This is a genomic window from Methylotuvimicrobium sp., assembly GCF_050611805.1.
In the GTDB taxonomy this organism is placed as follows: domain Bacteria; phylum Pseudomonadota; class Gammaproteobacteria; order Methylococcales; family Methylomonadaceae; genus Methylotuvimicrobium.
Window position 1 is genome coordinate 1 of sequence record NZ_JBNGHF010000038.1, and the last position, 23,177, is coordinate 23,177.

General features: G+C 43.5%; 25 protein-coding genes and 1 pseudogene. 5 read left to right on the top strand and 21 right to left on the bottom strand.

Features of this window, described 5'->3' with window-relative positions:
• Window positions 1-79: 79 nt before the first annotated feature.
• The 3 genes and pseudogenes from ACRJJO_RS16180 to ACRJJO_RS16190 form a co-directional block, all read left to right on the top strand.
• Window positions 80-438: pseudogene (locus tag ACRJJO_RS16180) on the top strand (SIR2 family protein); the annotation flags it as partial.
• A gap of 697 nt (window positions 439-1,135) precedes the next feature.
• Window positions 1,136-1,594, top strand: a complete 459-nt coding sequence (locus ACRJJO_RS16185) for a hypothetical protein (RefSeq protein ID WP_431066700.1) — start codon at window positions 1,136-1,138, stop codon at window positions 1,592-1,594.
• 14 nt (window positions 1,595-1,608) lie between these two features.
• Window positions 1,609-2,823 (top strand): hypothetical protein, encoded by a 1,215-nt coding sequence (locus ACRJJO_RS16190; protein ID WP_431066701.1) that lies wholly within the window; start codon window positions 1,609-1,611, stop codon window positions 2,821-2,823.
• On the opposite strand, the gene ACRJJO_RS16195 is transcribed toward ACRJJO_RS16190, so the two are convergent.
• Together ACRJJO_RS16195 and ACRJJO_RS16200 are read right to left on the bottom strand one after the other, a co-directional pair.
• The gene (locus ACRJJO_RS16195) at window positions 2,820-5,690 is read right to left on the bottom strand and encodes an EAL domain-containing protein (protein ID WP_431066702.1); all 2,871 of its coding nucleotides are present in this window, start codon (window positions 5,688-5,690) and stop codon (window positions 2,820-2,822) included. The genes ACRJJO_RS16190 and ACRJJO_RS16195 overlap by 4 nt on opposite strands.
• Before the next feature lie 4 nt (window positions 5,691-5,694).
• On the bottom strand, window positions 5,695-6,429 hold the full coding sequence (locus ACRJJO_RS16200) for a PEP-CTERM/exosortase system-associated acyltransferase (RefSeq protein ID WP_404361336.1): 735 nt from the start codon (window positions 6,427-6,429) through the stop codon (window positions 5,695-5,697).
• 95 nt (window positions 6,430-6,524) lie between these two features.
• Here ACRJJO_RS16200 and ACRJJO_RS16205 point away from each other — a divergent pair, with 95 nt between their 5' ends.
• The gene (locus ACRJJO_RS16205) at window positions 6,525-7,307 is read left to right on the top strand and encodes a methyltransferase domain-containing protein (RefSeq protein WP_404361337.1); all 783 of its coding nucleotides are present in this window, start codon (window positions 6,525-6,527) and stop codon (window positions 7,305-7,307) included.
• Window positions 7,308-7,320: 13 nt separating this feature from the next.
• Here ACRJJO_RS16205 and ACRJJO_RS16210 read toward each other — a convergent pair whose 3' ends face one another.
• The 14 genes from ACRJJO_RS16210 to ACRJJO_RS16275 all read right to left on the bottom strand — a co-directional run bounded on the left by ACRJJO_RS16210 (window position 7,321) and on the right by ACRJJO_RS16275 (window position 18,317).
• Window positions 7,321-8,100 carry a TatD family hydrolase gene (locus ACRJJO_RS16210; protein ID WP_404361338.1) on the bottom strand — a complete coding sequence of 260 codons (780 nt, stop codon included), beginning with the start codon at window positions 8,098-8,100 and terminating at the stop codon, window positions 7,321-7,323.
• A gap of 71 nt (window positions 8,101-8,171) precedes the next feature.
• Window positions 8,172-8,525, bottom strand: a complete 354-nt coding sequence (locus ACRJJO_RS16215) for a PilZ domain-containing protein (RefSeq protein ID WP_404361339.1) — start codon at window positions 8,523-8,525, stop codon at window positions 8,172-8,174.
• An 8-nt stretch (window positions 8,526-8,533) separates the two neighbouring features.
• A complete protein-coding gene (locus ACRJJO_RS16220; protein WP_431066703.1) occupies window positions 8,534-9,523 on the bottom strand; it encodes a DNA polymerase III subunit delta' in 990 nt (329 codons plus the stop codon).
• Window positions 9,507-10,148, bottom strand: a complete 642-nt coding sequence (tmk, locus tag ACRJJO_RS16225; protein ID WP_404361436.1) for a dTMP kinase — start codon at window positions 10,146-10,148, stop codon at window positions 9,507-9,509. Before tmk ends, ACRJJO_RS16220 begins: the two co-directional genes overlap by 17 nt.
• A complete protein-coding gene (gene mltG, locus ACRJJO_RS16230) occupies window positions 10,148-11,140 on the bottom strand; it encodes an endolytic transglycosylase MltG (protein WP_431066704.1) in 993 nt (330 codons plus the stop codon). The genes tmk and mltG overlap by 1 nt, the downstream gene beginning before the upstream one ends.
• The gene (gene pabC, locus ACRJJO_RS16235; protein ID WP_431066705.1) at window positions 11,134-11,964 is read right to left on the bottom strand and encodes an aminodeoxychorismate lyase; all 831 of its coding nucleotides are present in this window, start codon (window positions 11,962-11,964) and stop codon (window positions 11,134-11,136) included. Before pabC ends, mltG begins: the two co-directional genes overlap by 7 nt.
• A gap of 28 nt (window positions 11,965-11,992) precedes the next feature.
• A complete protein-coding gene (gene fabF, locus ACRJJO_RS16240; RefSeq protein ID WP_431066706.1) occupies window positions 11,993-13,237 on the bottom strand; it encodes a beta-ketoacyl-ACP synthase II in 1,245 nt (414 codons plus the stop codon).
• A gap of 231 nt (window positions 13,238-13,468) precedes the next feature.
• The gene (acpP, locus tag ACRJJO_RS16245; protein WP_014148504.1) at window positions 13,469-13,699 is read right to left on the bottom strand and encodes an acyl carrier protein; all 231 of its coding nucleotides are present in this window, start codon (window positions 13,697-13,699) and stop codon (window positions 13,469-13,471) included.
• 141 nt (window positions 13,700-13,840) lie between these two features.
• Window positions 13,841-14,569, bottom strand: coding sequence for a 3-oxoacyl-ACP reductase FabG (gene fabG / locus ACRJJO_RS16250; protein WP_431066707.1), 729 nt, complete (start codon window positions 14,567-14,569; stop codon window positions 13,841-13,843).
• Entirely contained in the window at window positions 14,562-15,512 is a 951-nt protein-coding gene (gene fabD, locus ACRJJO_RS16255) for an ACP S-malonyltransferase (protein ID WP_431066708.1), read from the bottom strand. The genes fabG and fabD overlap by 8 nt, the downstream gene beginning before the upstream one ends.
• A gap of 11 nt (window positions 15,513-15,523) precedes the next feature.
• The gene (locus ACRJJO_RS16260; protein ID WP_431066709.1) at window positions 15,524-16,492 is read right to left on the bottom strand and encodes a beta-ketoacyl-ACP synthase III; all 969 of its coding nucleotides are present in this window, start codon (window positions 16,490-16,492) and stop codon (window positions 15,524-15,526) included.
• Entirely contained in the window at window positions 16,489-17,517 is a 1,029-nt protein-coding gene (gene plsX, locus ACRJJO_RS16265) for a phosphate acyltransferase PlsX (protein WP_431066710.1), read from the bottom strand. The genes ACRJJO_RS16260 and plsX overlap by 4 nt, the downstream gene beginning before the upstream one ends.
• A gap of 93 nt (window positions 17,518-17,610) precedes the next feature.
• On the bottom strand, window positions 17,611-17,793 hold the full coding sequence (gene rpmF, locus ACRJJO_RS16270; RefSeq protein ID WP_083877628.1) for a 50S ribosomal protein L32: 183 nt from the start codon (window positions 17,791-17,793) through the stop codon (window positions 17,611-17,613).
• Entirely contained in the window at window positions 17,793-18,317 is a 525-nt protein-coding gene (locus ACRJJO_RS16275; protein WP_431066711.1) for a YceD family protein, read from the bottom strand. Before ACRJJO_RS16275 ends, rpmF begins: the two co-directional genes overlap by 1 nt.
• Before the next feature lie 59 nt (window positions 18,318-18,376).
• Here ACRJJO_RS16275 and ACRJJO_RS16280 point away from each other — a divergent pair, with 59 nt between their 5' ends.
• On the top strand, window positions 18,377-18,961 hold the full coding sequence (locus tag ACRJJO_RS16280) for a Maf family protein (protein ID WP_431066712.1): 585 nt from the start codon (window positions 18,377-18,379) through the stop codon (window positions 18,959-18,961).
• 26 nt (window positions 18,962-18,987) lie between these two features.
• Here ACRJJO_RS16280 and ACRJJO_RS16285 read toward each other — a convergent pair whose 3' ends face one another.
• The 5 genes from ACRJJO_RS16285 to folE form a co-directional block, all read right to left on the bottom strand.
• Window positions 18,988-19,842: an HDOD domain-containing protein gene (locus ACRJJO_RS16285; protein ID WP_431066713.1), complete on the bottom strand. Its 855-nt coding sequence runs from the start codon at window positions 19,840-19,842 to the stop codon at window positions 18,988-18,990.
• A gap of 13 nt (window positions 19,843-19,855) precedes the next feature.
• Window positions 19,856-20,428, bottom strand: coding sequence for a transglycosylase SLT domain-containing protein (locus tag ACRJJO_RS16290; RefSeq protein WP_431066714.1), 573 nt, complete (start codon window positions 20,426-20,428; stop codon window positions 19,856-19,858).
• Between the two features lie 343 nt (window positions 20,429-20,771).
• Complete coding sequence (locus ACRJJO_RS16295; protein ID WP_431066715.1) at window positions 20,772-22,385, bottom strand: MutS-related protein; 1,614 nt, start codon at window positions 22,383-22,385, stop codon at window positions 20,772-20,774.
• On the bottom strand, window positions 22,382-22,573 hold the full coding sequence (locus tag ACRJJO_RS16300) for a hypothetical protein (RefSeq protein ID WP_404361353.1): 192 nt from the start codon (window positions 22,571-22,573) through the stop codon (window positions 22,382-22,384). Before ACRJJO_RS16300 ends, ACRJJO_RS16295 begins: the two co-directional genes overlap by 4 nt.
• A 45-nt stretch (window positions 22,574-22,618) precedes the next feature.
• On the bottom strand, window positions 22,619-23,161 hold the full coding sequence (gene folE / locus ACRJJO_RS16305) for a GTP cyclohydrolase I FolE (protein WP_404361354.1): 543 nt from the start codon (window positions 23,159-23,161) through the stop codon (window positions 22,619-22,621).
• Between the last annotated feature and the right edge of the window lie 16 nt (window positions 23,162-23,177).

Genomic DNA, 23,177 nt, shown 5'->3' on the forward strand with positions numbered 1-23,177 from the left:
ACCGAGCAAACCGGTTAGGCTTTGCTATTCTGCTGACTTTCTTCCGCGAACGCGGCAAGTTCCCGCGCGATGAATCCGAAATATCCCTATACTGTTCACGCCGATGGGTTCGCCCAGACCGGTGTCGAACTACATCGCCTCGGACGCAGACTATGTCGACTACATTACCGAATTGATGGGTGGCTTCGCGATTCCCAATTTTTTGAAGGAATACCGCAAAGGCAAGAAATATCTGCTGATCGGTCTGCCGCAGAACCGCGATTCCGAGCGCATGGTCATGAACGACATCGTTTACGCAGCCAGCGAACGAAAAGCTGGGTGCTGCGGAAAAACCCTACCGAGAAGGAACAACGCTTCTGCAAACGACTGGGGCTGGAAATCATCATGGCCGACTGCCGTGATTTTCTAGATTATATGATGACGAAAGAAGCGGCTTAGCAGTGTAATCTTAGGGCGGGGCGGCGCTCCGTCATGAATTTCAAAAAAGCTTCATCGACTTTGTTGCAAGATCCCCAGGTTTTGTCTTCATCCTCACTTTCTGTCGCGGCATTCAGATCTATACTTCGCGCGGCCCCAAACGCGGCGTTTTGAACTGGTTGAGAAAAGACAAGAATAAATCCGGAACAACCACGCCGGCTCCGCCAAATGTGAGCGGTATTCTGAACATTCGGAAAGTACAGACGGTCTGTTGGCTCGCCATAAGGAAATGTTTTTACAAATCAATGAATTAGTCGGATTTGTCGGAACGCAATTGCAACCGCTATTATCTCTATGTATCTCTATGCAATTCGCAATTTCACGCGATTCGTACAACTGTTACCGGAGAAGTCTGCGTTAACGCATTGAAGAATACTACGCTCGTATCTGTTGTCGAAAAGCGGCGGAGCCGAGGAGATAGCCGCCAAACAAGACTTATGGGTTGCCGGAGGAATAAAGCCAGTATCATAAAATGCAAAGCAATAAGTAGTTATAATTGCGCATAATGTATATTATGTTAAATAATGACATGGTATTGGTAGTTTTGTCGCTTACAAGAATCTTTATCAATTAACCCTGATCATTTGATATTCACAGAATAGTAACTAAACTTTGATTTCTTTTTACAGCTCACTTTAAGACCTAAGGCGCTTCCAATTTGAAGTCAAACGAATCGAATAAAAATCTACGACGAAAGCAATTAGGATTTTTAGTGTTGCTCTTTGTTTTGATGTCGCAGGTTTTATCCGCTCCCACGCTAAGTATTTATCCCGTTGTCAACAGGGCATTAACGCAAAACTCTGTTAGCCGAAACGGATTGAGTGCTATTTTTAGAATGCGGCTTCGCCAATGGCAAGACGGTTCTCCCATTACTGTTTTTGTATTACATGACAGCAACCCTCTTCATAAACAGTTTTGTAAACAAGTATTGAATGTATTTCCACATCAGATGCGTCGAAGCTGGAACAAGCTGGTATTTAGCGGGACCGGCCAGGCTCCTGTTACCGTTGCCAGCAAGGAAGAAATGGTTGATAAAATCGCATCTACACCTGGCGCAATAGGATATTTAAGCGATGAAGACATCCCTGAAAATATCAAAATCCTGATCATTAAATAAGGCCTTTTCCAGTCATGCGTCATACGTCGACTTTAAACCGTTTTTTTAAATTGCATAGCTACGGTATCGTATTAGTTTTATGCTGCCTGTTTACAAATGCTCAAGCCTTTGAAAGCGATTGGTTACCTCAAAACCTTCAAATTCACGGTTTTTTATCCCAAGGATTTATTCATACTTCCGATAATAACTTTTTTGGTAAAACTGACGACTCGATATCAACCGACTTTAGAGAACTCGGTATCAATGCCTCTTATAGGATTTTGCCGGAATTGCAAATTGCCATGCAGGTAGTATGGCGCGATGCGGGTAAAACCGACGATAGCAACGTCCGAATCGATTACGGAGTAGCCAGTTATACTTTATATTCGTCGGAACTTTCACTATTAACACTTAGGGGCGGCAGAGTCCCTACTCCGCTAGGCTTATACAACGATACGCGGGACGTGGCTTCGACTCGCCCCAACATCTTATTACCGCAATCGATTTATTTCGATGTCAATAGAAATTTAGCGTTATCAGCCGATGGCGGCTATATCTATGGAGAACATAGAACCGACTATGGCGATTTTTCGTTGAATTTCGGTGTAGTCGTCCCAAGAATGGACGATCCTGATTTCAAAAATACACTAGTCGGTTCAGATCCTGGGAAAATGGAAGGCGACATATCCTGGGTGTTGCGTACCGGGTATGAATGGGAAAACGGCTTAGCCAAGCTAGCTATAACCTATGCGGATTTTAATGGCGATTACAAACCATCAGCCGGCGCTTTTTTTCAGGCAGGCTCCTGGCGATTTAATCCATTAATCTTTTCAGCACAATATAACGCCGAAAAATGGTCACTTACCGGAGAATACGCCTTACGCCGGGCCCAATTGAGGAATTTCGGGGCTATTCCGGACACTGAATTTACCGGCCAAAGTTTTTATGTACAAGGCACCTACAGACTGACTTCTTCTCTGGAAGCATTAGTGCGTTATGACGAATTAATTTGGGATATGGATGATAGAAAAGGTTTGAAAATCGCGCAAGCAGCACCCGGAATTGCCAATCATTCCAGGTTTGCTCAAGATTGGACTTTTGGTTTACGTTATGAAATATTGCCGGCATTGAATTTCAGTGCCGAATACCACCGAATTAATGGAACCGGCTGGTTATCCAACCTGGAAAACCCACAAGGAACAACGCAGCATTGGGATATGTATACCATTATGATGTCTTACGATTTCTAATAGTCTGCATCGTCATTCTTATGAAATTCAAGAAATGGCATCGGCTTGCCTATTCCATAACCTTGGGCATAATCGACACCAAGTGTTCCCAGTTTTTCGAAAATAGCGTCATTTTCAACGAATTCGGCAATCGTTTTTAAGCCCATTCCTTGCCCTACACTGTTAATTGCGTTGACAAATAATTGGTCATCCAAGCTTGAATTAATATTTTTTACAAATGACCCGTCTATTTTTAAATATTCAACCGGTAATTGTCTTAGATAGCTCATCGATGAAAAGCCCACACCGAAATCGTCCAAAGCAAAACTTCCGCCTATGTTGTTTATTTTATTTATAAATTCATGGGCGGACTGCAGATTGGTTACGGCCTGAGTTTCGGTCACTTCAAAAATAAATTTATGTGCATCGAGCCCATATGAGCGCAACAGCTTATCGATTTTTGAAAAAGCATCGACATTTGAAAGCGTCTCCCCGGACAAATTAATTGACAGCCTAATATCGATTCCTTGTTCTATCAATTCAACCTGCTTTACGAAAGCGAGTTCGACAACGCACATATCGAGTTGAAAAATTAATCCCGTTTGTTCAGCGACTTCGATAAACATACCTGGCGGAATGATTTCGTCGTTGCTTCCAATCATTCTCAATAAACACTCGTAATGAGATATAGTCTTATCACGAATATGCATGATTGGTTGGTAAAACAGCTTAAATTGCCGATCGTTAAGTGCCTGTTCAATTTTGGCTTTCCAATTGACCTTCGTTTTGATTTCGCTCCGATGAATATCCTCGCTATTTGCGAGTCTCCACCCTCCCCGACCGGATTCTTTGGCTTTATACATTGCAACATCGGCAGTTGCCAAAAGGTCTTGAGCAGAGCAATTAGGCTCCGGAAACATTAACAAACCCGCGCTAACCGAAACCCGGTGTTGTTGATTGTTGTCCGTTATCGATACCGAGGTCATTCCTGTACAAATTTTTTGCACTAAATCCTCAGCCGCTTGTTGACTGATTTCAGGAGCCATCACGATAAATTCATCGCCTCCAAAGCGAGCGATTACATCGGTATCGCGAGTGAAACTGCGCAGTTTTTCGGCCACTTTAACTAATAGTTCGTCACCGATTTGATGTCCGCTGCTATCGTTAACGTATTTAAATTGATCGACATCGAAAAAAATCAAGGCCGAGCTATGATGATAGCGATTCGCCATATTGATAGCATGCTCGAACTCTTTTTCGAATTTTCGGCGGTTATATAGACCTGTCAATGGGTCGTGTTCGGCTAACCAAGTCAATTGTTTTTCGGATTTGCGTCTATCGGTTAAATCCAACCCGACAATGAGAACTTCAGGATCGGCATCGATACCTAGCTCTTTGAGCACTAATGGCGATAAAAACCATGAGATATAGAGTTGAGCACCGTCGACGGAATAAATCGGACATTCGTATTGAAAGGTATTATTATGCTTATCAAGTAGTTGTGTTATTGAACTTTCAATCATTCCTCTATGTTCTTCAGTAGGAATAAATTCAACAAAATCTGTATTTAATAATTCGGCTTCCGTATATTGAAGCAAATATTGCGCATACTGATTGACGGATTTAATGCGCCCCACACTATCGACCGTCATAATAATGACTTGAGCCGAATTAAGAATATTGTCAATAAAATTCTTTTCAATTTGCAGTTCCAAAGCCTGTTCGGAGAGGCGTTGGGTGCGTAAATTAACTTCATCGTCCAGTTGCTTAAGGGTTGAAATCAGTTGATGCGAGGCGGATTCCAAAACATCAATTTCATCTTTAAAGAAACTGTGTTTTTTCGAATGAAGTAATAATTTAGCCACTAAGTCGTATTGTTTTTTTGCGATCAACGGCAATAATGCAATGAGTCTTTTTAATTTTTGCGTCGGTCCAATCAATAATAGTAACAATACTCCGCCGGACAACAATAAACTAAGCAATCCATTAATGGCATAGAGAGCAGTCGCTTTTTTGATTTCGTCCAAGCCCCGACTAATGTCTTCAATAATCAAAAGTACTGTATTGTTGTTTCCGTTAAACGGAAAAGGGATGATCTCATAAGTCCTATTCACAAACTTAAATATCTTCGGATGATCGGGTATTCCATCAGGATATTGCCGACTAAAAGCGTTAAGTAATCCGATATTGCGTTCTGAATCCGTTAAAGCCACTATATTTGCTTGCCATGGCGGAATAGAAAGTAATTCTTTTTTTGGATTTGTGAATTCATGAGGTAACGTTAAGATACTAATCCCGGAACCGGTCAAGTCTCTCATCTTTAAAACCGTATCGGCAAGATCGATACCAAAAATGAATACGCCGATAAAACTTCCGTGATGTAAAAACGGCGTAGCATGAAAATGAACGCAGCGCTCCTCGCACAAAATATTGTCGAACGGTGATTCGTGGGTAATGACATAATCCAACCATTCTGAAAACTGCCCTTGATACGGCGTATTCCCCCAAGAAGCAATCAACTTTCCATCCGTGCTAAACAAAAATGCCGACTCAATATCCGATTCGACTTCAATTTTAAACCAGTTGTTATCGATAAAATGGTCAATGACCTCTAATGCGTTTTGGGGGCTGGTTTTGTCATCGATAAATGCCGGAATCAACCAACCGATATCGACCCTGTCGTTCTTGATGCCTTCCAAAATACCTTGAAAGGCTTGTCGATAAAAGCGATGAACACGAGACCTTTCTTGCTGATAATTTTGATTCAATGAAAACTGTCCGAACAAAACAATGGCACCGGATGCTAATGCTGTTGCAAAACCGACAGCGAGTATTGTTTTCCAAACCAGACTAAGAGACGGCTGTTTTTGTTTTTTGACAGATGGCATGTTGTCAATGAGAATCTTTTAGTTCCGAACTGATAATGTCAAATAAGAGTCGATATTCCGGCATTAAGTTTTGATAAGTTTTTTTAGGAAAAATAATAAAAGGTGCACGTATGCCAAAGTGGTCTATGGGTTGTCCAATCTGTTTTAATTCAACGCCAAAGCGCACTAATAATCTAGCTAAACGAGGCTCCATTAATGCAATACCATAATCGAGTGCGTGTTCCAGCATAAGAGAGATAGAAGAGAAAGTTAAGCTCATTGGTAGGTAATTAGTGGAAAATCGTCTGTTTTCGTGATCATTTTCACGCATATTGTTATTTATCGAATAGTCTTTATCGGATGGTCTTCTTCTAAATCGAGAGATCAGAGCCATTCTGGATACTTCGCCTGTCTTACCTTCTTTTAGTGAAGTTATACCAGATCCTCTAAAGTCGAATTCTTTTTTATAATACAATTCAATCGGTAACTTTTTCTCCGTGTCACCTTCTAATGTGATGATACGAATATTTCCAATAGGTTTTTTATCTCTTTTATAAAATAAAAGACCATGAACGGCATCGTCATCCCATTCATCCGATTCTTGAAATTCGTTTTCAGAATTCGGCGATAATTTTTTTAATTCCTCACAATAAACCTGGTATCTAACGTGATAAGCTTGCTCTAGTAAATCCTGAGTATTCGCCTTAACCGTATAAAAATAATTTTGATAGTGTTCGCATAGCGTCATTGTATCTTTCATTTGTATCCTTCTTCCTTCTCATATCCTAAAATATTGACTAGACTCTAAGCATAGTTCAAAGCATTTATTTATCTAGAACCCATGTTAGGTCAACTATGAAAGTTTTTCACGGAGAAGTCAGCTCGGAATATCTGCAAAAAGCGGCAGATATTTTTTTACCGATTAAGCATCACAGTTATAAAAAAATGAATATTTCCAACGGAAATATAATAGCCGACATCGGATGCGGGCCTGGAGTAGATGTTGCCGAACTATCGAAAATGGTTGGGAAAGACGGTGAAGTCTTCGGGTATGATCATGATCAAGAGATGTTAAAAAGCGCTATCCAGAATTGTAGACAACTTTCTACAATTCAACAGGCTAATTTAATACAAGGTAGTGCCGAAAAGTTACCTTTCAGGAATGGGTTATTCGATAGTTGTCGAAGCGAGCGATTATTCATGCACCTCAAACAGCCGGAACAAACACTTTTGGAAATAAAAAGAGTCACTAAAGACAATGGATACGTTGTCGTTGTGGAAACAGACTGGGCTAGCTTGTCGATCGATACCCAACTACCCGGAGTCGAGCGCACTCTTTCTCATTATCGTATGTCGCATATGATGAACAATGGCTACTCAGGCAGAAGCTTATACAGGCAATTCAAAAAATGCGGTTTCAGTCATATTGAAGTCGAAGTATTTCCGATTATTGCAACCGATATAAACCTTTTCTATTCATTATCGGTACAGCAGATTGTCGAAAATCAAGCCTTGGCCAATCATGCGATTACGGAACAAGAACTGAACCATTGGCGAACCGACTTACAACGCGCCGCAACGGATGATTCTTTCTATGCCTGTATCAACGTTTTAGTGGTTTCAGCTCAAAAGTCTTGAAAAGTATTGAATTTCATAGGCATTCAAAATTAAATAGGCGTACAAAGTTCTCTTTACTTTGGTCCGCGATGACTTCCAACGAAGTATTTCTTAATTTAGCTATAAATTCGGCCACATGTCGAACATAAATCGGATAATTAGGCCGCCCGCGAAAAGGAACCGGAGCTAGGTAGGGCGAGTCGGTTTCAATCAAATATCTATCCGCCGGAATTTTTTGCGCCACTTCTTGTATTGCTTTAGCATTATTGAACGTTACAATTCCTGAAAAGGAAATATAAAAATTCAACTCGAGCGCACGAAGCGCAAATTCCCAGTCTTCGGTAAAACAATGGATAATACCGCCGACCGAATCGGCACCTTCTTCTTTCAAAATGCGTAAAGTGTCTTCTCGGGCTTCTCGCGTATGGACGATTAAAGGTTTATTTAAACTTTTCGCCGCCGCGATATGTCGTCTAAATCGCTGGTGTTGCCAAGATAAGTCCCCTTCACTTCTAAAATAATCCAATCCGGTTTCACCGATGCCGATGACTTTTTCGGCTTGGCCGAGTGTAATCAATTCATCAGTTGTCGGCTCCTTTCCGTCATGCGAATTAGGATGCACGCCGACCGTCAAGGAGATCTGAGGATAAGGAGCGACCAATTCGCACATCGACGGGTAAGCTTCAAGATCGATGCTGATACACAGCATGTGCTCGATTTGATGTTTCGAAGCTTCTTGCATGAAGCAAGAAAAGTCATCTTGATAGGGAGTCAGGTCGATACGATCTAAATGGCAGTGAGAGTCGATTAGCATGAGATAAAACGGATGTTAAAATTGAGTCTAATTGGAAAAATTGGAGCGTGAGGCCCGACAAAACCAAATCGTTACATTGTATGAGTGGCTCGATCCGAATCCAGTGCGCCGGCTAAATAGGTTTCTATTTTATTACGAGCCATACCTCCATCCTGGTCGCTGAACTGAACGCCGATACCGGTAGTGCGATACCCTTCCGAACCAGCTGGTGTTTTCCAAATGATTTTACCGGCAATCGGCAATCTCTCTGTTTCTTCCATTAAATTCAATAGCATAAAAACTTCCTGCCCCATTTCATATTCGCGATTTGTCGGAATAAACAATCCGCCATTGGTAATGAAAGGCATATAGGCGGCATAGAGTGCATTTTTATCTTTAATCGACAAGGATAATATTCCTTGTCTGGGCGATGATGATTCGGACATGCTTTTTCCTATTTTTCGTTAAGCCGTGCCCACTCGATTAATAGCTCTTCGAATAGCAATTGTTTATTGAGCTGGGTATCGATGCGGTTTCGAGTGGTAAGCATAAGATCGTAGACGCTATACAAATGAGATAATTCTAAAGTTTGCGCGGATTTGTACAAGTCTTCAAATAAATCACGATTAATCAGTTTTTCGGCAGGTAATTGAAAACAACATTTAATTAAATCCGTAACCCATCCCGTTATCCAAGTCAACAATAGGCCGGGATCCAGTTTAACCCATTGTTCCGAGACAATATACGGATGAGTGCGCAAAGCGGCGATGTCGAGCCATTGATCGAAACATTTTCGACGTAATTCAAGGGTATCGTTTTTCGCATAATCCAAGGCCAACAAGGGCGAGCCTTTCGATACGCTTAGCAATAAGTCGCTATCTTTTTTTATTCCTTGATCTAACAACCACTGTTTAACTTGTTCCGGATCGGGCCTCGAAAAATAGACCTTTTGACATCGACTCATCAAAGTGGCCGGGAGTCGACTAGGTTTATCCGTGATAAGTAGCAGAACGGTTCGCTCGGTCGGTTCTTCAAGAAATTTCAAAAAAGCATTAACCGCTGAGATATTTAATTGATCGGCCGGTTCAACTATGACGACACGATTTGCCTCATATTGCGGTTTTAATGATAACACCGAAAGGATGTGTCTGATTTGATCGATTTTGATAGTCTTGCCGGGCTCTTCCGGATTCAGTCTGATATAGTCAGGGTGCGTTTGTGCATTGACTAATTGACAGCTATGACATCGGCCGCAAGGCAATCCGTTAGCATCTGTTTCAGAACAAAGCAAGGAATGTGCGAAACGCTCCGCCAATCGGCTTTTGCCTATGCCTTTATTTCCGGCAAACAATAGGGCTTGAGGTATGCGTTGACCGGTAATGTAGCGGACAAGATGCTGCCAGTCCGCTTCCTGCCAAGGCAATAAATCAGGAGTGATGGTCATTAAAAACAAACGGGTGTAAAAAACGTGTTATTTCGCTTTGTACATCGATGAGTGGTTGGTCGGATTTAATAACTTTAATACGTTCCGGTTCTAATTTAGCCTGCAATAAATAAGCACGCCTAACTTGTTCGAAAAAAACCAAGGTTTCGGATTCGATGCGATCTAACGAACTGCGATGACGAGCACGCTTGAGTCCTATTTCGACCGGCGCATCAAATAAAAAGGTTAAATCGGGCCGTAGATTACCTTGAACGAAATTTTCCAGCCACTGAATCGCTTGAGCACTCATATTGCGCCCTCCGCCCTGATAGGCGTAGGTTGCATCCGTAAAGCGGTCGCATATTACCCAAGAGCCGGCATGTAAGGCCGGCTCGATCACTTGTTTGAGATGTTGAGCGCGGGCAGCGAACATTAATAACAATTCCGCTTGATCGGTGATGACTTCGTCGGATGACTGTTGTAATAACAAGGTTCGAATATGTTCCGCGAGGGGAGTGCCTCCGGGCTCTCGAGTGAGAATCACCGGAATTCCGTGCAAGCTTAGATAATCCTTTAAAAAACTCATATTGGTGGTTTTGCCGACCCCTTCCCCACCTTCAAGCGTTATGAATTTTCCTTTAATCATCATTGTTTCAATTGATAAGTGGTCACGGCCTGGTTGTGTTCGGCAAGATTGGCGGAAAAAGCATGCGTGCCATCCCCCTTAGAAACAAAATAAAGGCTCTCTCCTGCCTCAGGATGAAGAACCGCATGTATCGAGGCTTGTCCGGGCATCGCGATCGGCGTCGGAGGTAACCCGCTAATGACATAGGTATTGTAGGGAGTATGCGTCAACAGGTCTTTCTTGCGAATATTGCCTTGATAATCCTCGCCCATACCGTAAATAACGGTTGGATCGGTTTGCAGTAACATGCCTTTTTTAAGTCTGCGAATAAACACGCCGGCAATTATTGGACGTTCCTCGGGAACGCTCGTTTCTTTTTCGACAATCGACGCCAGTATCAATGCTTGATAAGGAGACTCAAACGGAAGATTATCCTGCTTTTGCCGCCACTCCTGGTCCAAGATGCTCAGCATGCGATCATGAGCCCTTTTTAATAAGGCAAGATCGGTCGTGTTTTTATCAAAGAAATACGTGTCGGGAAAAAAAAGACCTTCGGGATGACCGTAATCAGAGTTTAAATAACTGAGCAAAGATTCGCTTTCGGATTTATCTAGCGTTTTTTGAATGTAAGGGTGGCTATTTATTTGCTCAAGAAACTGATTGAAATTCCACCCTTCTGGAAAGGTGATGGCATATTGTCTGCTTTTTCCGGATGCGAATAAGGAAAGAATATCAAAAGCGGTAGCGCCTTGAGCGATTTCATAATCTCCGGCTTTCAAACGACCGGCGGATTGTGTTTGCAGGGCTAGTATTTTTAACCATAGCGGTTTAACCGCTAATTCTTGTTCCTGAAGTTTTTCAGTAATGCGGCCGAACGAATCGCCTTTGTTGATTTCAATATAAACCGGCTTGTCGACTAAAGGAGTAGCCACAAAGTGCTGGTAATCGATCCATAGCCAGCCGAGTAAAAAGCTGGTTAATACAATCGAAATCCCCATGAGTTTATTTAGCATGCTTGAAGCCATTCTTTTTTGTACTGTTCGAGCCAGGCCGTTATTTCGCGGGTTACAGGGCCGACAGCAAATGGCTTGCCATCAACTTGGGTGACCGGCCATAAACCGATGACCGAATTACAAACAAATATTTCATCCGCGTTTAATAATTCGTCGATACCGAAATAACGTTTCGACAAGACTAACGCATTTGATTCGGCGAGTTCTAAGATAATTTCGCGCATAATGCCGGCTACGCCGGAGCGAAGGATCTCGGAGGTATGGAGTTGTCGGTTAATGACATAAAACAAATTAGTCATTGTTCCTTCTATAACGTTCCCATCGGCATCAAGCATCAAACCTTCTTGAATGCCGGGATCGTTCCATTCGGCGCGAGCTAAAATCTGTTCGAGGCGATTGAGGTGTTTAATGCCGGCAAGCGCCGGATTTAGCCCTAAGCGAGTAGTACAAACCCTGGCAGTAATGCCATTGCGTGTATAATTTTTAGGATAATCAGGAAATGGATAAACGCTAATAACACGAGTCGGTTTGATGCTGTCCGGTTGCCGGTAACCTCGACCACACGTTCCGCGCGTCAGGATAATTTTTAACACGCCTCGATCGACATCTTTAGCCGCATTCTCGGCTTCCGCAACTAAATTGCCGGTATCTTCTAAAGGGATTTGTAAACGCCGGCAACCTTCGTTTAGGCGGCGGATATGTCTGTCAAAAAAAACCAGTCTGCCTTGATTGATTTCAATCGTTTCAAATAAACCGTCGCCATATTGGAATCCGCGATCCGAAACATCGATGGTACAACTCATCGCACCATTGATTAAAAACACCGAAAACTCACCTATGTCATCGAGCTAATTATTCAAATCGCTTAAAAACCAACGTGCCGTTAGTTCCGCCGAAGCCAAAAGAATTCGATAAGGCCACATTCATCGACATTTCCCGAGCAACATTCGGAACATAATCCAAATCGCATTCGGGGTCTTGGTTATCCAAGTTAATAGTCGGCGGCGCTAATTGATTTTTGAGGCTTAATGCCGTGAGTACCGCTTCGATGCCGCCTGCAGCACCCAAGAGGTGCCCTATCATCGACTTAGTTGAACTAATCGCAACCTTATAGGCATGATTGCCTAACGCGGATTTCATCGCCTGTGTCTCACCGAGATCGCCGGCGGGCGTAGATGTTCCATGCGCATTGATATAGTCGACGTCTTCAGGATTCAAACCGGCATCGCGTAATGCATTTTTCATGCATCGAGCAGCGCCTTCTCCGCCTGGCGAAGGTGAAGTCATGTGATAAGCGTCTCCGCTCATGCCGTAACCCACCAACTCGGCATAGATTTTCGCACCTCGTGCTTTAGCATGTTCCAACTCTTCCAGAACAACAACACCGGCACCATCGCTTAACACAAAGCCGTCACGGTCCCGATCCCATGGGCGACTTGCACGTTGCGGATCATCGTTTCTTCTCGATAAGGCTTTCGCTGACGCAAACCCGCCCATCGCGGTCGGTGAAGTGGTACAACGCTCGGCGCCTCCGGCGATCATTACGTCGACATCACCGTATTTGATCATTCTGGCGGCATCGCCAATGTTATGTGTACCGGTTGAACAGGCGGTAACAATCGCAAAATTAGGTCCTTTTAAGCCATATTTAATCGATAAATTACCGGAAATCATATTGATGATATTGCCGGGTACAAAAAACGGCGAAATACGTCTCGGACCACTTTTATCATATAGCGCATAACAGTCTTCAATGCCTGTTATCCCGCCTATTCCCGAACCGATTGCCACACCGATTCTTTCGGCATTATTATCATTAACCTCGATGCCGGAATCCTCGAACGCTTGAGATCCTGCGGCTAATCCGTAATGGATAAAGCCGTCCATGCGTTTCGCGTCTTTTTCAGGAAAATATTGAGAAATATCGAAGTTTCTTATTACGCCACCGAAAGTCGTGGCAAATGCAGAAATATCGAAGGAATCAATCGCGGAAATACCGCTTTTACCATTGACGATTCCGTCCCAGGTTTCCGAAACTGTGTTAGCTAAAGGCGTAACCGCGCCTAGTCCAGTTATTACAACTCGGCGTGTGCTCAATGTTTTGTACCCGAAGTTAATTTTAAAGAGGGGATATTAAGGCATGCATAAGTGGACATTAACAGCATCCACTTACATACTTCGAACGGTCATATTTTCGGTGGTTTGACGCCCTCTTTTGTTCTATAACGCTCACACTTCAGTTTGCTACTTACTTCCCTGTATGCGTTGAACAAAATTATCATGTCATAATTCGCCGAGAACATGACCGTTCGAAATATAAAGCAGTTTTTATGCGTTTTTTTCGACGTAATCGATCGCTTGTTGAACAGTAGTGATTTTTTCGGCTTCATCGTCCGGAATTTCACATTCGAATTCTTCTTCAAGGGCCATGACGAGTTCAACGGTATCCAAAGAGTCTGCACCAAGATCATCGACAAAAGAAGCATCGTTAGCGATATCTTCTTTAACACCTAATTGCTCAGCGACAATCTTTTTTACTCTTTCTTCAACATTACTCATAATTATTATCCTCAACAATGTAAGATTATTTTTAAAAAATATTACTTACAATAGTATAGTTATTTGTTTTACTTAGAAATCCCGTCATCTCATTCCAGACGGCGGGGGAATTATACTTTATATTATAAAAATATCACAATATTATGCCATGAACATGCCGCCGTTCACATGCAGCGTTTCTCCGGTGATATACGCGGCACGCTCCGATGCTAAATAAGAAACGGCATAGGCAATTTCTTTAGCATCGCCCAAGCGGCCTAATGGTATTGAGCTTAATAGTGCCTGCTTATGCTCTTCGGCGAGTTCACGGGTCATGTCGGTATCGATAAACCCGGGAGCGACTGTATTTACGGTGATGCCGCGTGAACCGACTTCCTTGGCTAGCGACTTGGAAAACCCCACGATGCCGGCTTTAGCTGCGGCATAATTGGCTTGGCCGGCATTGCCGGTCGCACCAACTACCGAGGAAATATTGATAATTCTACCGGTTTTAGCTTTCATCATGCCGCGCAAAACGGCTTTACTCATACGAAAAACCGATGAAAGATTCGTGGTAATAATATCATCCCATTCATCATCCTTCATACGCATCAGTAAGTTATCCCGGGTAATACCCGCATTATTGACGAGAACATTAGGAGTCCCAAAATCGTCATAAATGGTTTTTATTACCGCATTAATCGAGTCAGGATCTGCGACATTGAGTTTGATGCCCGTTCCCGCATCGCCTAAGTAGCCGGCAATCGCTTCAGCACCCTGATCGCTTGTTGCCGTTCCGATCACAAAAAAATCGTCGGCAGCCAATTGCTCGGCAATTGCGCGACCGATACCCCTGCTCGCACCGGTTACCAATGCTATTTTTTTAACCATTCACTATCTCCAAGGCTTGATTTAATGAGTCAGGATCATAGATGCTTAAATGTTCAGCATTTTTGGCAATTCGTTTATTCAAGCCAATGAGCACTTTACCGGGGCCGCATTCAACAAACGCAGTAACACCTTGATCGGACATAAACTTGACTCCGTCCACCCAACGCACCGGCTTAAATAATTGCTCCCTTAGCGCATTGCGAATGACTTCCGGAGCACTATGGGTGCTGACGTCGACATTGTGGATTAGGGTGATTCGAGGTGAATCGATGCTGGTTTGCTGTAAGAGGTCGCTTAATTGCTCCGCAGCTGACTGCATTAATGCACAATGTGAAGGTACGCTAACCGGAAGCAAAACTGCTCGTTTTGCACCAACTTCCTTAGCCTTTGCCATTGCACGCTCGACCGCTGCTTTGTCCCCGGCAATGACAACTTGACCTGGCGCATTAAAATTAGCCGGCGCAACCACTTCGCTCTCGGCCGAATCCTTGCATAGCTTTACGACTTCGTGATCTTCCAGCCCTAAAATTGCCGCCATAGCGCCCTGCCCGGCCGGAACCGCCTCCTGCATCAGGCGGCCTCTTTCGGAGACTAATTTGATCGCATCTTCATAAGCCATCGCACCGGAGCAAACCAATGCAGTATATTCACCCAAACTATGCCCTGCCACCCAACCGGGTTGGACCGGACACTGTTTATTCCATATTTTCCAAACAGCATAGCCGGCAGCCAACATGGCCGGTTGAGTTATTGCCGTTTGATTTAATTTTTCTAAAGGACCGGCTTCAACGATTGACCATAAGTCATAAGACAACACCTCGGAAGCCTGCTCAAAAGTTTGCTTAATTTCCGGATAGGCTTCTGCCATGGCCGATAACATACCTACCGATTGAGAGCCTTGACCCGGAAAGACAAAAGCCAAATTATAAATTTGTTCAGTCATTCATTTATTCTCTAATATTTGATTAAAGCGGAGCCCCAAGTAAACCCAGCACCGAAAGCCTCCAATAAGAGCACTTGACCGCGCTGAATTCTCCCGTCTCTAATACCTTCATTCAATGCCAGCAACACGGACGCCGATGAAGTATTGCCTTGAGTTTCCAATGTCAATATGACGTTATCCATCGACATTTTAAGCTTCTTAGCGGTTGCAGCAATGATTCTCGTGTTGGCTTGATGGGGGACCAGCCAGTCGATTTCGGAGCGTTCCATGTTGTTTGCCGCCAATGTTTCATCGACTATTTGGCCGAGTGTGTTGACAGCGATCTTGAATACCTCGTTACCGCGCATATTGACATAGCCGAGTTCATCGCGATTAGACTCTGCCGCGACTTGCGGATTAGGTAAATAGAGTAACTCTTCATATCCGCCGTCCGAGTGGATATGGGTCGATAAGATGCCCGGACTATCGGAAACTTGCAATAAAACGGCGCCTGCTCCATCGCCGAAGAGGATGCAGGTACTTCTATCGGTCCAATCCATGATCCGAGAATAGATTTCGGTGCCGACAATCAAAATGGTCTTGGCCGTGCCTGACTTAATATATTGGTCGGCAATACTTAATGCATAGATGGTTCCCGAACAAGCGGCTTGAATATCGAATGCCACACAATTTTTGATATTCAAACGCTCTTGCAATAAACAGCCGGTGCTCGGATAAACGCGATCCGGTGTTCCGGTCGCGACAATAATCATATCTATTTGCTCCGGAGCTATGCCTGCCGCCGCAATAGCTTGACGTGCGGCAATTTCTCCCATGCTTGACGCCGTCTCGTCGGGAGCGGCGATACGGCGACTTTTAATGCCAGTGCGCTCATAAATCCAAGCATCAGAGGTATCGACGATTTTTGAAATATCGTCGTTTGTTCGGATTTGCTTAGGCAAATAACCGCCTGTGCCAATTATTTTAGAGCAATGCGTCATAAACTCTCTCTTTTCGATAAAATGGTTTCGACCTGCTCGCCAATCTTTCTAATGACGCCTTTGGAAACTTCTATTTCCGCTAATTGCACGGCCGTTTTAAACGCCAGAGCATCCGCACCGCCATGGCTTTTGATCACTAGACCATTCAAGCCAAGAAAACTGGCACCATTATACATTCTCGGGTCTATTCTCTGCTTGAAGGATCGAATGACCGGATAGATTAGCAAACCCGACAGTCGCGTAAAAATATTTTTATTGAACGCTTCTTTCAAAACGGTGCCGATCATCTTAGCCGCACCCTCGATGGATTTTAAAGCTACATTGCCGACAAACCCGTCGGCGACAATCAAATCGACCTTGACGTTACCCGCGGTCAAGGAATCCCCTTCTACATAACCTATATAATTTAACGATGAGTTTTCGAGCAGTTTCGCGGCAGCTTTAACTTGCTCATTACCTTTAACTTCCTCTTCGCCGATGTTGAGTAAACCGACGGTCGGATTATCGATGTTTTCAACGGCTTTAACCAATTCAGATCCCATTACCGCGAATTGAAAAAGATGCTCTGCCGTGCAATCGACATTGCCGCCTAAATCCAAAACATGAGTGTGACCGAATATCGAAGGTATTGTCGAGATAATAGCCGGTCGATCTATGCCTGGAATCATTTTTAAAACAAAGCGTGCGGTTGCCATCAAAGCACCGGTATTACCCGCGCTCACACAAGCATCCGCTTCGCCGCTCTTAACTAGATTAATCGCGACGCGCATCGAAGAATCTTTTTTATTTTTTAATGCTTTAGAAGGAGACTCATCCATGCCTACACATTGCGATGCATGGTGTATCGAAAGTCGGCCGGCAAAATCGACCAAAGCCTGAGGCATATGATCTTTTAACACGACTTCGTCGCCTACTAAGATCAGCTTTAAGTTTGGATTGTTCTTTAAGCAATCCAATGACGCCGGAATAGTTATCGCGGGCCCGTGGTCCCCGCCCATCGCATCAATTGAAATTGTTAAACTCACGCCTGCGAATGACCCTAAAAAATAAGATGCTCAACCGAGTCGGACAAATTCCGGTCCGGTTGAGCATCTTGGTATAAAAGAAATCGACTTAACTTAGTCTTCGTCGTTAGTATTCACGATTTGGCGGCCTTTGAAAAAACCATCGGGGCTAACGTGATGACGCAGGTGAGTTTCTCCAGTCAATGGGTCCTGAGACAGGGTTTTACTGGTTAACGCATCATGAGAACGACGTTGTCCACGTCTTGAGCGGGTTACTTTACTTTTTTGTACAGCCATTATTTCACTCCAGTATGCTTTAGTTTGGCTAAAATTGAAAAAGGGTTATTAGAATTCGATTGTTCGGTATTTAAGTCGCCTTGATGATCGTGACTAACCTTGACTTTAAGACAGGCTTCCGAATGCCGCGGAAAATCAGGCAGGGCGAGCAATAGCTCATCTTCAACAATATCTTTGAGAGGAATTTTCCCTTCTCCGACCAGCAAAGGCTCGTAATCTTGCGGTAACCGATCCGCTTCATCCAGTGAACTGACGATTCCGAGCTTAATGTTGTTTTCTATATGCCAATCCATTGCATTTAAACAGTTTTGACACGCCACGGTCAAAGTCGCTGAAATTTTCCCTTCTATGCTTGCCAGTCGTCCTTGTCTGCTAAAAAAAAGATCAACAATAGCAACGCCCGAGTCATCTTTTAGCAAAGGCGCTAAACGACTTAGGCTTTTTAGTTTTATTTGTCCCGAGAGTTCGCTATGCTTATCAGCAAAACTCAGAGGGTCTATAAGTTCGGGTAATCGATCCAACATAACCGGGCAATAATAGCTCTAATAGAGCCCTTCGTCAAACCGCAATCTAACTTACTAAAATGGAATTCAAACATCTGGTCCTCGCTTCATCTTCCGAATATCGACAATCTTTGTTACGAAAATTGCATTTGGAATTTATTTGTGATTCACCGGATATTGATGAAACGCCGCTACCCGATGAGCCTCCGAAGCAAACCGCTCGCCGGCTTAGCGAAGCCAAGGCCAGCGAATTAATCGAAAATTTTCCAAACAGTTTAATTATCGGTTCCGACCAAGTCCCGGTGCTCAAGGACTGCCGACTTAGTAAGCCAGGCAATAGAAAAAACGCCATTGAACAACTATTGGCCGCCTCTGATCAGTGTGTGATATTTTACACGGGAGTAGCGGTTGCAAACAGCTTAACCGGTGAAGTGATTAGCGACATCGATGAGTGTCACGTTTATTTTAAAAAATTAACGCAGACCACTATTAATCGTTATGTCGATTTGGAAAAACCGTTTAATTGCGCGGGAGGATTCAAATCTGAAGGAATGGGTATCGCTTTATTGAACAAAATTGAAGGAGACGATCCTAATGCCCTGATTGGGCTGCCTTTAATTAAATTAATTGGCTTACTGGAAAAGTTCGGCGTCAAGGTGATTTAAATAATTCGTCAAGGCCTTGAAAAGGCTCAATGGAACTGCTTGCCCGGAGCCAATATATCGAATGTGGCATTAGCCTCATCAACCGCCGCCGCCATCACTTGTTTTATTTTAGCTTCATTGAGACGAAGAATAGATAAGGTTGATGACGATAAGGTCGACAAAAACTCATCACGCGTTTTACTTTCATTCAAATTTATCGCCAAATAAAGCAAATGGGCATCCAATTTATGGATCAACGCCCTTTCAGGGTGCATTTGGTAACGTATCGCTTCCGATATCGATTCCGGGAGTTTCCATGATTCTGCCAACTCACCTCCCACATCGGCACGAGTAAAGCCCAAGATTTGCCGCTCTAAATTGGCCAGTTGGCGCTTGTTTTGGAAATTGTTCTTCAGTATTTGCCGAGATTGATCGGGCAACTTGGTATAGATGACTAATGCCCCGATGTCGTGCAGCAAACCGGTCAAAAATAATCGTTCGCAATGCAAAACTGCCGCCTTCTTAGCTAGTAATTTAGCAATGACTGCGCAATGAATACTTTGTATCCAAAAGTCGGTCATGTTAATTAGGTCGTCGGGAATATTTTCGAAAGTATCGACAACTGAAGTCGCTAACGCTAAGCTCTGTAATTCATCTATTCCGATAATGGTAACGGCTCTAGAAATCGTATCGATTTTTGCTTGAAAACCGTAAAATGAACTATTGACGATTTTCAATAAACGCATACTTAAAGCCGGATCTTTCGTTATGACCCTACCGATATCGATAGCGGTATAGCGAGGATCTCGAACCATTTCCCTGATTTGAAAATAGATATCGGGCAACGAATAGAGCTTGACGGAGTCTTCAATTAAGGATTTTGCAGTCAAACTCTTTGTCACCGTTGAGCCCGCCTTACTTGTGATAAAGCGCTAAAACCTGTTTAACATAATTACGGGTTTCAGGATAAGGAGGAATGGAATTATTATATTTTTTTACCGCGCCTTCGCCAGCATTATAGGCGGCAACAGCCAATGTTAAATTTGAATTGAACATCTTTAGCAAATCCTTCAGATAGCGTGTACCACCATTGATATTTTGCACCGGATCGGTACGATCTCGAACGCCGTAGCGCTTGGCAGTATCCGGCATCAATTGCATTAACCCTACCGCGCCCGCCGATGAAATTGCTTGGGCATGATAAGCGGACTCTGCTTGAATAACGGCATGCAATAACTTTTCATCGACCTGATGTTTCGAGGCCGCTTTCGCAATGATATCGTCATATTTCTGTTTATTACCTTTCATTCGCCCCACAGCCCAATTGTAACTTGAGGGACGGGTGCGGATGATTCGCTTATAAAATCGATGAGCAGGCCGATCGGTATAATAAACTTTTCCGTCGGGCGAAACATACTTATAAATATCGGCCGACAAAACCTCGGAGAACAAAAAAAAGGCTACATAGAAAAAAATCTTTTTTCGCATGACTTGTTCCCAATTTTTATATTTCGAACGATCAGTCCAAAGTATGCGTAACAATTGTCATAAACCTAAGGATTTCGTGATAAATAACATCCTGGAACTATGAGCTTTGTTGAGGGCTCGGTAACTCGCTTGACAGGACGCCGTGAATACGTCCATGTAGGCTTGACGGCGGAATCTGATTGCCATGGATGGCATGAATGCAGATTTTGCAGGAGCAAAAATCTGCCCTGCCGCCGACGCCTGCCAATCGAGCTACCGAACTCTCCATAAAATAGGGAAGTTATTTTCGACCAAATCCTAAGCACCATTTCACACAATCAGTATAGTTCAACTCATAAACACTTTATGTTTTATCGGCACTGCTTTTTGAATCAGCCAAATATTTGTCGATATCTTCCTTGGAAAACCCGATTTTCTTAGCTACTCGATCGGCATGACTGACTCTGGATATACCTTCTATTAACTTATAGGTAGGCGCACCGCCGGCAAATTCGACTTGTTTCGGCAAGCCGATGCCTTTCGCAACAAAATTATCGACTAATTGATGGTTATGTGTGATTAAAATAGTACTATTGCCTTTTCGGTAAAAACCGTTAAGCACATTGGAAGACGACTCGAGCTTTTCTTCGAAGGTCGTGCCTTCGGATAGCTCATCGAGCACAACGAGACTTTTAGCTGTCGTAGCCAAAAAGATATCCCGAGTTCTTTTTAGCTCGGTACCGAAGCGCCCTTCTCCATCATCCAAATGACTGATTTCCGGTACTTGATAGAAAATCTTATCGGCAACGGTTAGAGTTGCCGATTTGACCGGTACATAGCAGCCGATTTGCCCCAATAGTTGAATTTGCGTGACCGTTTTACAAAATGCTGTTTTACCACCGCTGTTGGGGCCCGTAACTAAAACCAGCTTATCATCATCCAATTGAAAATCGTTACCGACATACTCCGGATTCTGGTAAGCAAGAACAGGATTGCGCGCATTAACCAGATTGATACGATGATGATCAGCCTCAATAAAATGCGGCAGAGCAAGATCCCCACCAAAGCTTTCTCGGAACCTTATAAAAGCAAGCAATTCATCTAATTGGCCAAGCGCATCTAAGGTTTCGCCAACCGCGTGCGAAATTTTAAACTCATTGCGTAACGGAATAATACAACTGTCCCGATCAAAACCGCCAACTATAGGAAAATAAATTAATAGTAGCGGCACAAAGAAAATCGATGCCACCGGTATCGATTCCTTCGAAATACTAAACAAGTTGGTAGGAAAGAAGTTCGCAAGCGCCCAAAGCACCCCAAAAAAAAGAGCAATTAATAAGGGTTTAAAGAGATTAGGCTTAAAAATAATCGCTGGAACCCACGATCCTTTACGTTCCTGTTTGCTCTGTATGCCTTGTTCGCTGATAAATACCGGGCCTTTCATCAACGAATAAGCTCGGCTATCGGTAAAGTTTTTAATCTGCCCCAACACCTCATTCAGATAGGTGCTTTGCGTTTCAGGCACGGTCTTAACTTGATCAACTAGGTCCAACATGAACCGGGTGCCACGTTTGTATTGAAGATAGCCGAAACCTTCGATTTCATTTTCTTCACGCGCTGTTCCGAAAGAACCCAAAAACTCTCCGTATAACAACAAATAAAGATTCTTTTCATTACTCGAGGCTTGTTCAACAATGCCTTGAAGCTGTTGCCTCAATTCGGCGTCATCAGCAATGGCTTCGGTCGCTTGTTGCTTCGCTTTGATGGCTTCGATCGAGTCGAGCGGTTTGGCGAGAGAGCGATACAAAACCGATTGTCCGGCGATAGTTTGAGCGTGATTTAAAGTATCGAAGATTTCATCGACTTCAATCGCGCTGAAAGCGCCGGCGTCGATTACGCCCTGTTCGCCTTCGGCAAACCGACTTGATCGTGTATCCGGCCAATTTTCAGGCCAAGCTTGTAATATTGTCGACTTCATGGTTTCTTCTTTCTATCGATAATTCCAAACACAAAAATGGCCGCAGTCACAATTCCGACCATCATGATGGTTTCTCTTGACGCTCCGAACAGATAAGCGATTCCACCGCCGATACCCATGCCGAGCCCGCTAAACGCTAAACTGCGCATCAGCCTACAAACCGCACAATTTCTATCGTAGTCTTTCATCGCAAAACCTTACGAGGATTCAATGCCTACCTTTATTGGCAAACATTAACGATTGATCAAATTCAAAAACTCCGAGCGGGTACTAATTTCTTCCCTAAAAATTCCCGTCATCACTGACGTCGTCATCACCGAATTTTGTTTTTCGACACCGCGCATCATCATGCATAGATGTTTTGCTTCTATGACCACCGCAACACCTCTGGCATTGATGGATTTCTCGATAGCATCGGCAATCTGTTTAGTCAATTTTTCCTGGATCTGTAAGCGTCTAGCATACATATCGATAATTCGTGCAACCTTCGAAAGACCCAGCACCTTACCTTGAGGTAGATAACCGACATGGCATTTGCCAATGAAGGGTAATAGGTGATGTTCGCATAACGAATAAAGCTCGATATCCTTAACGATGACCATGTCTTCAGTATCGGCCTCAAATATAGCGTTATTTAACACATCGTCCAAAGATTTTTCATAACCGTTATTCAAAAACCTGAATGCATCCGATGCCCGCTTAGGCGTATCGACTAAACCTTCCCGGGTTACATCTTCGCCGACTGCTTCGATAATTTTGGAAAAATACTCTTCCATCGTTCGTTCTCGATAA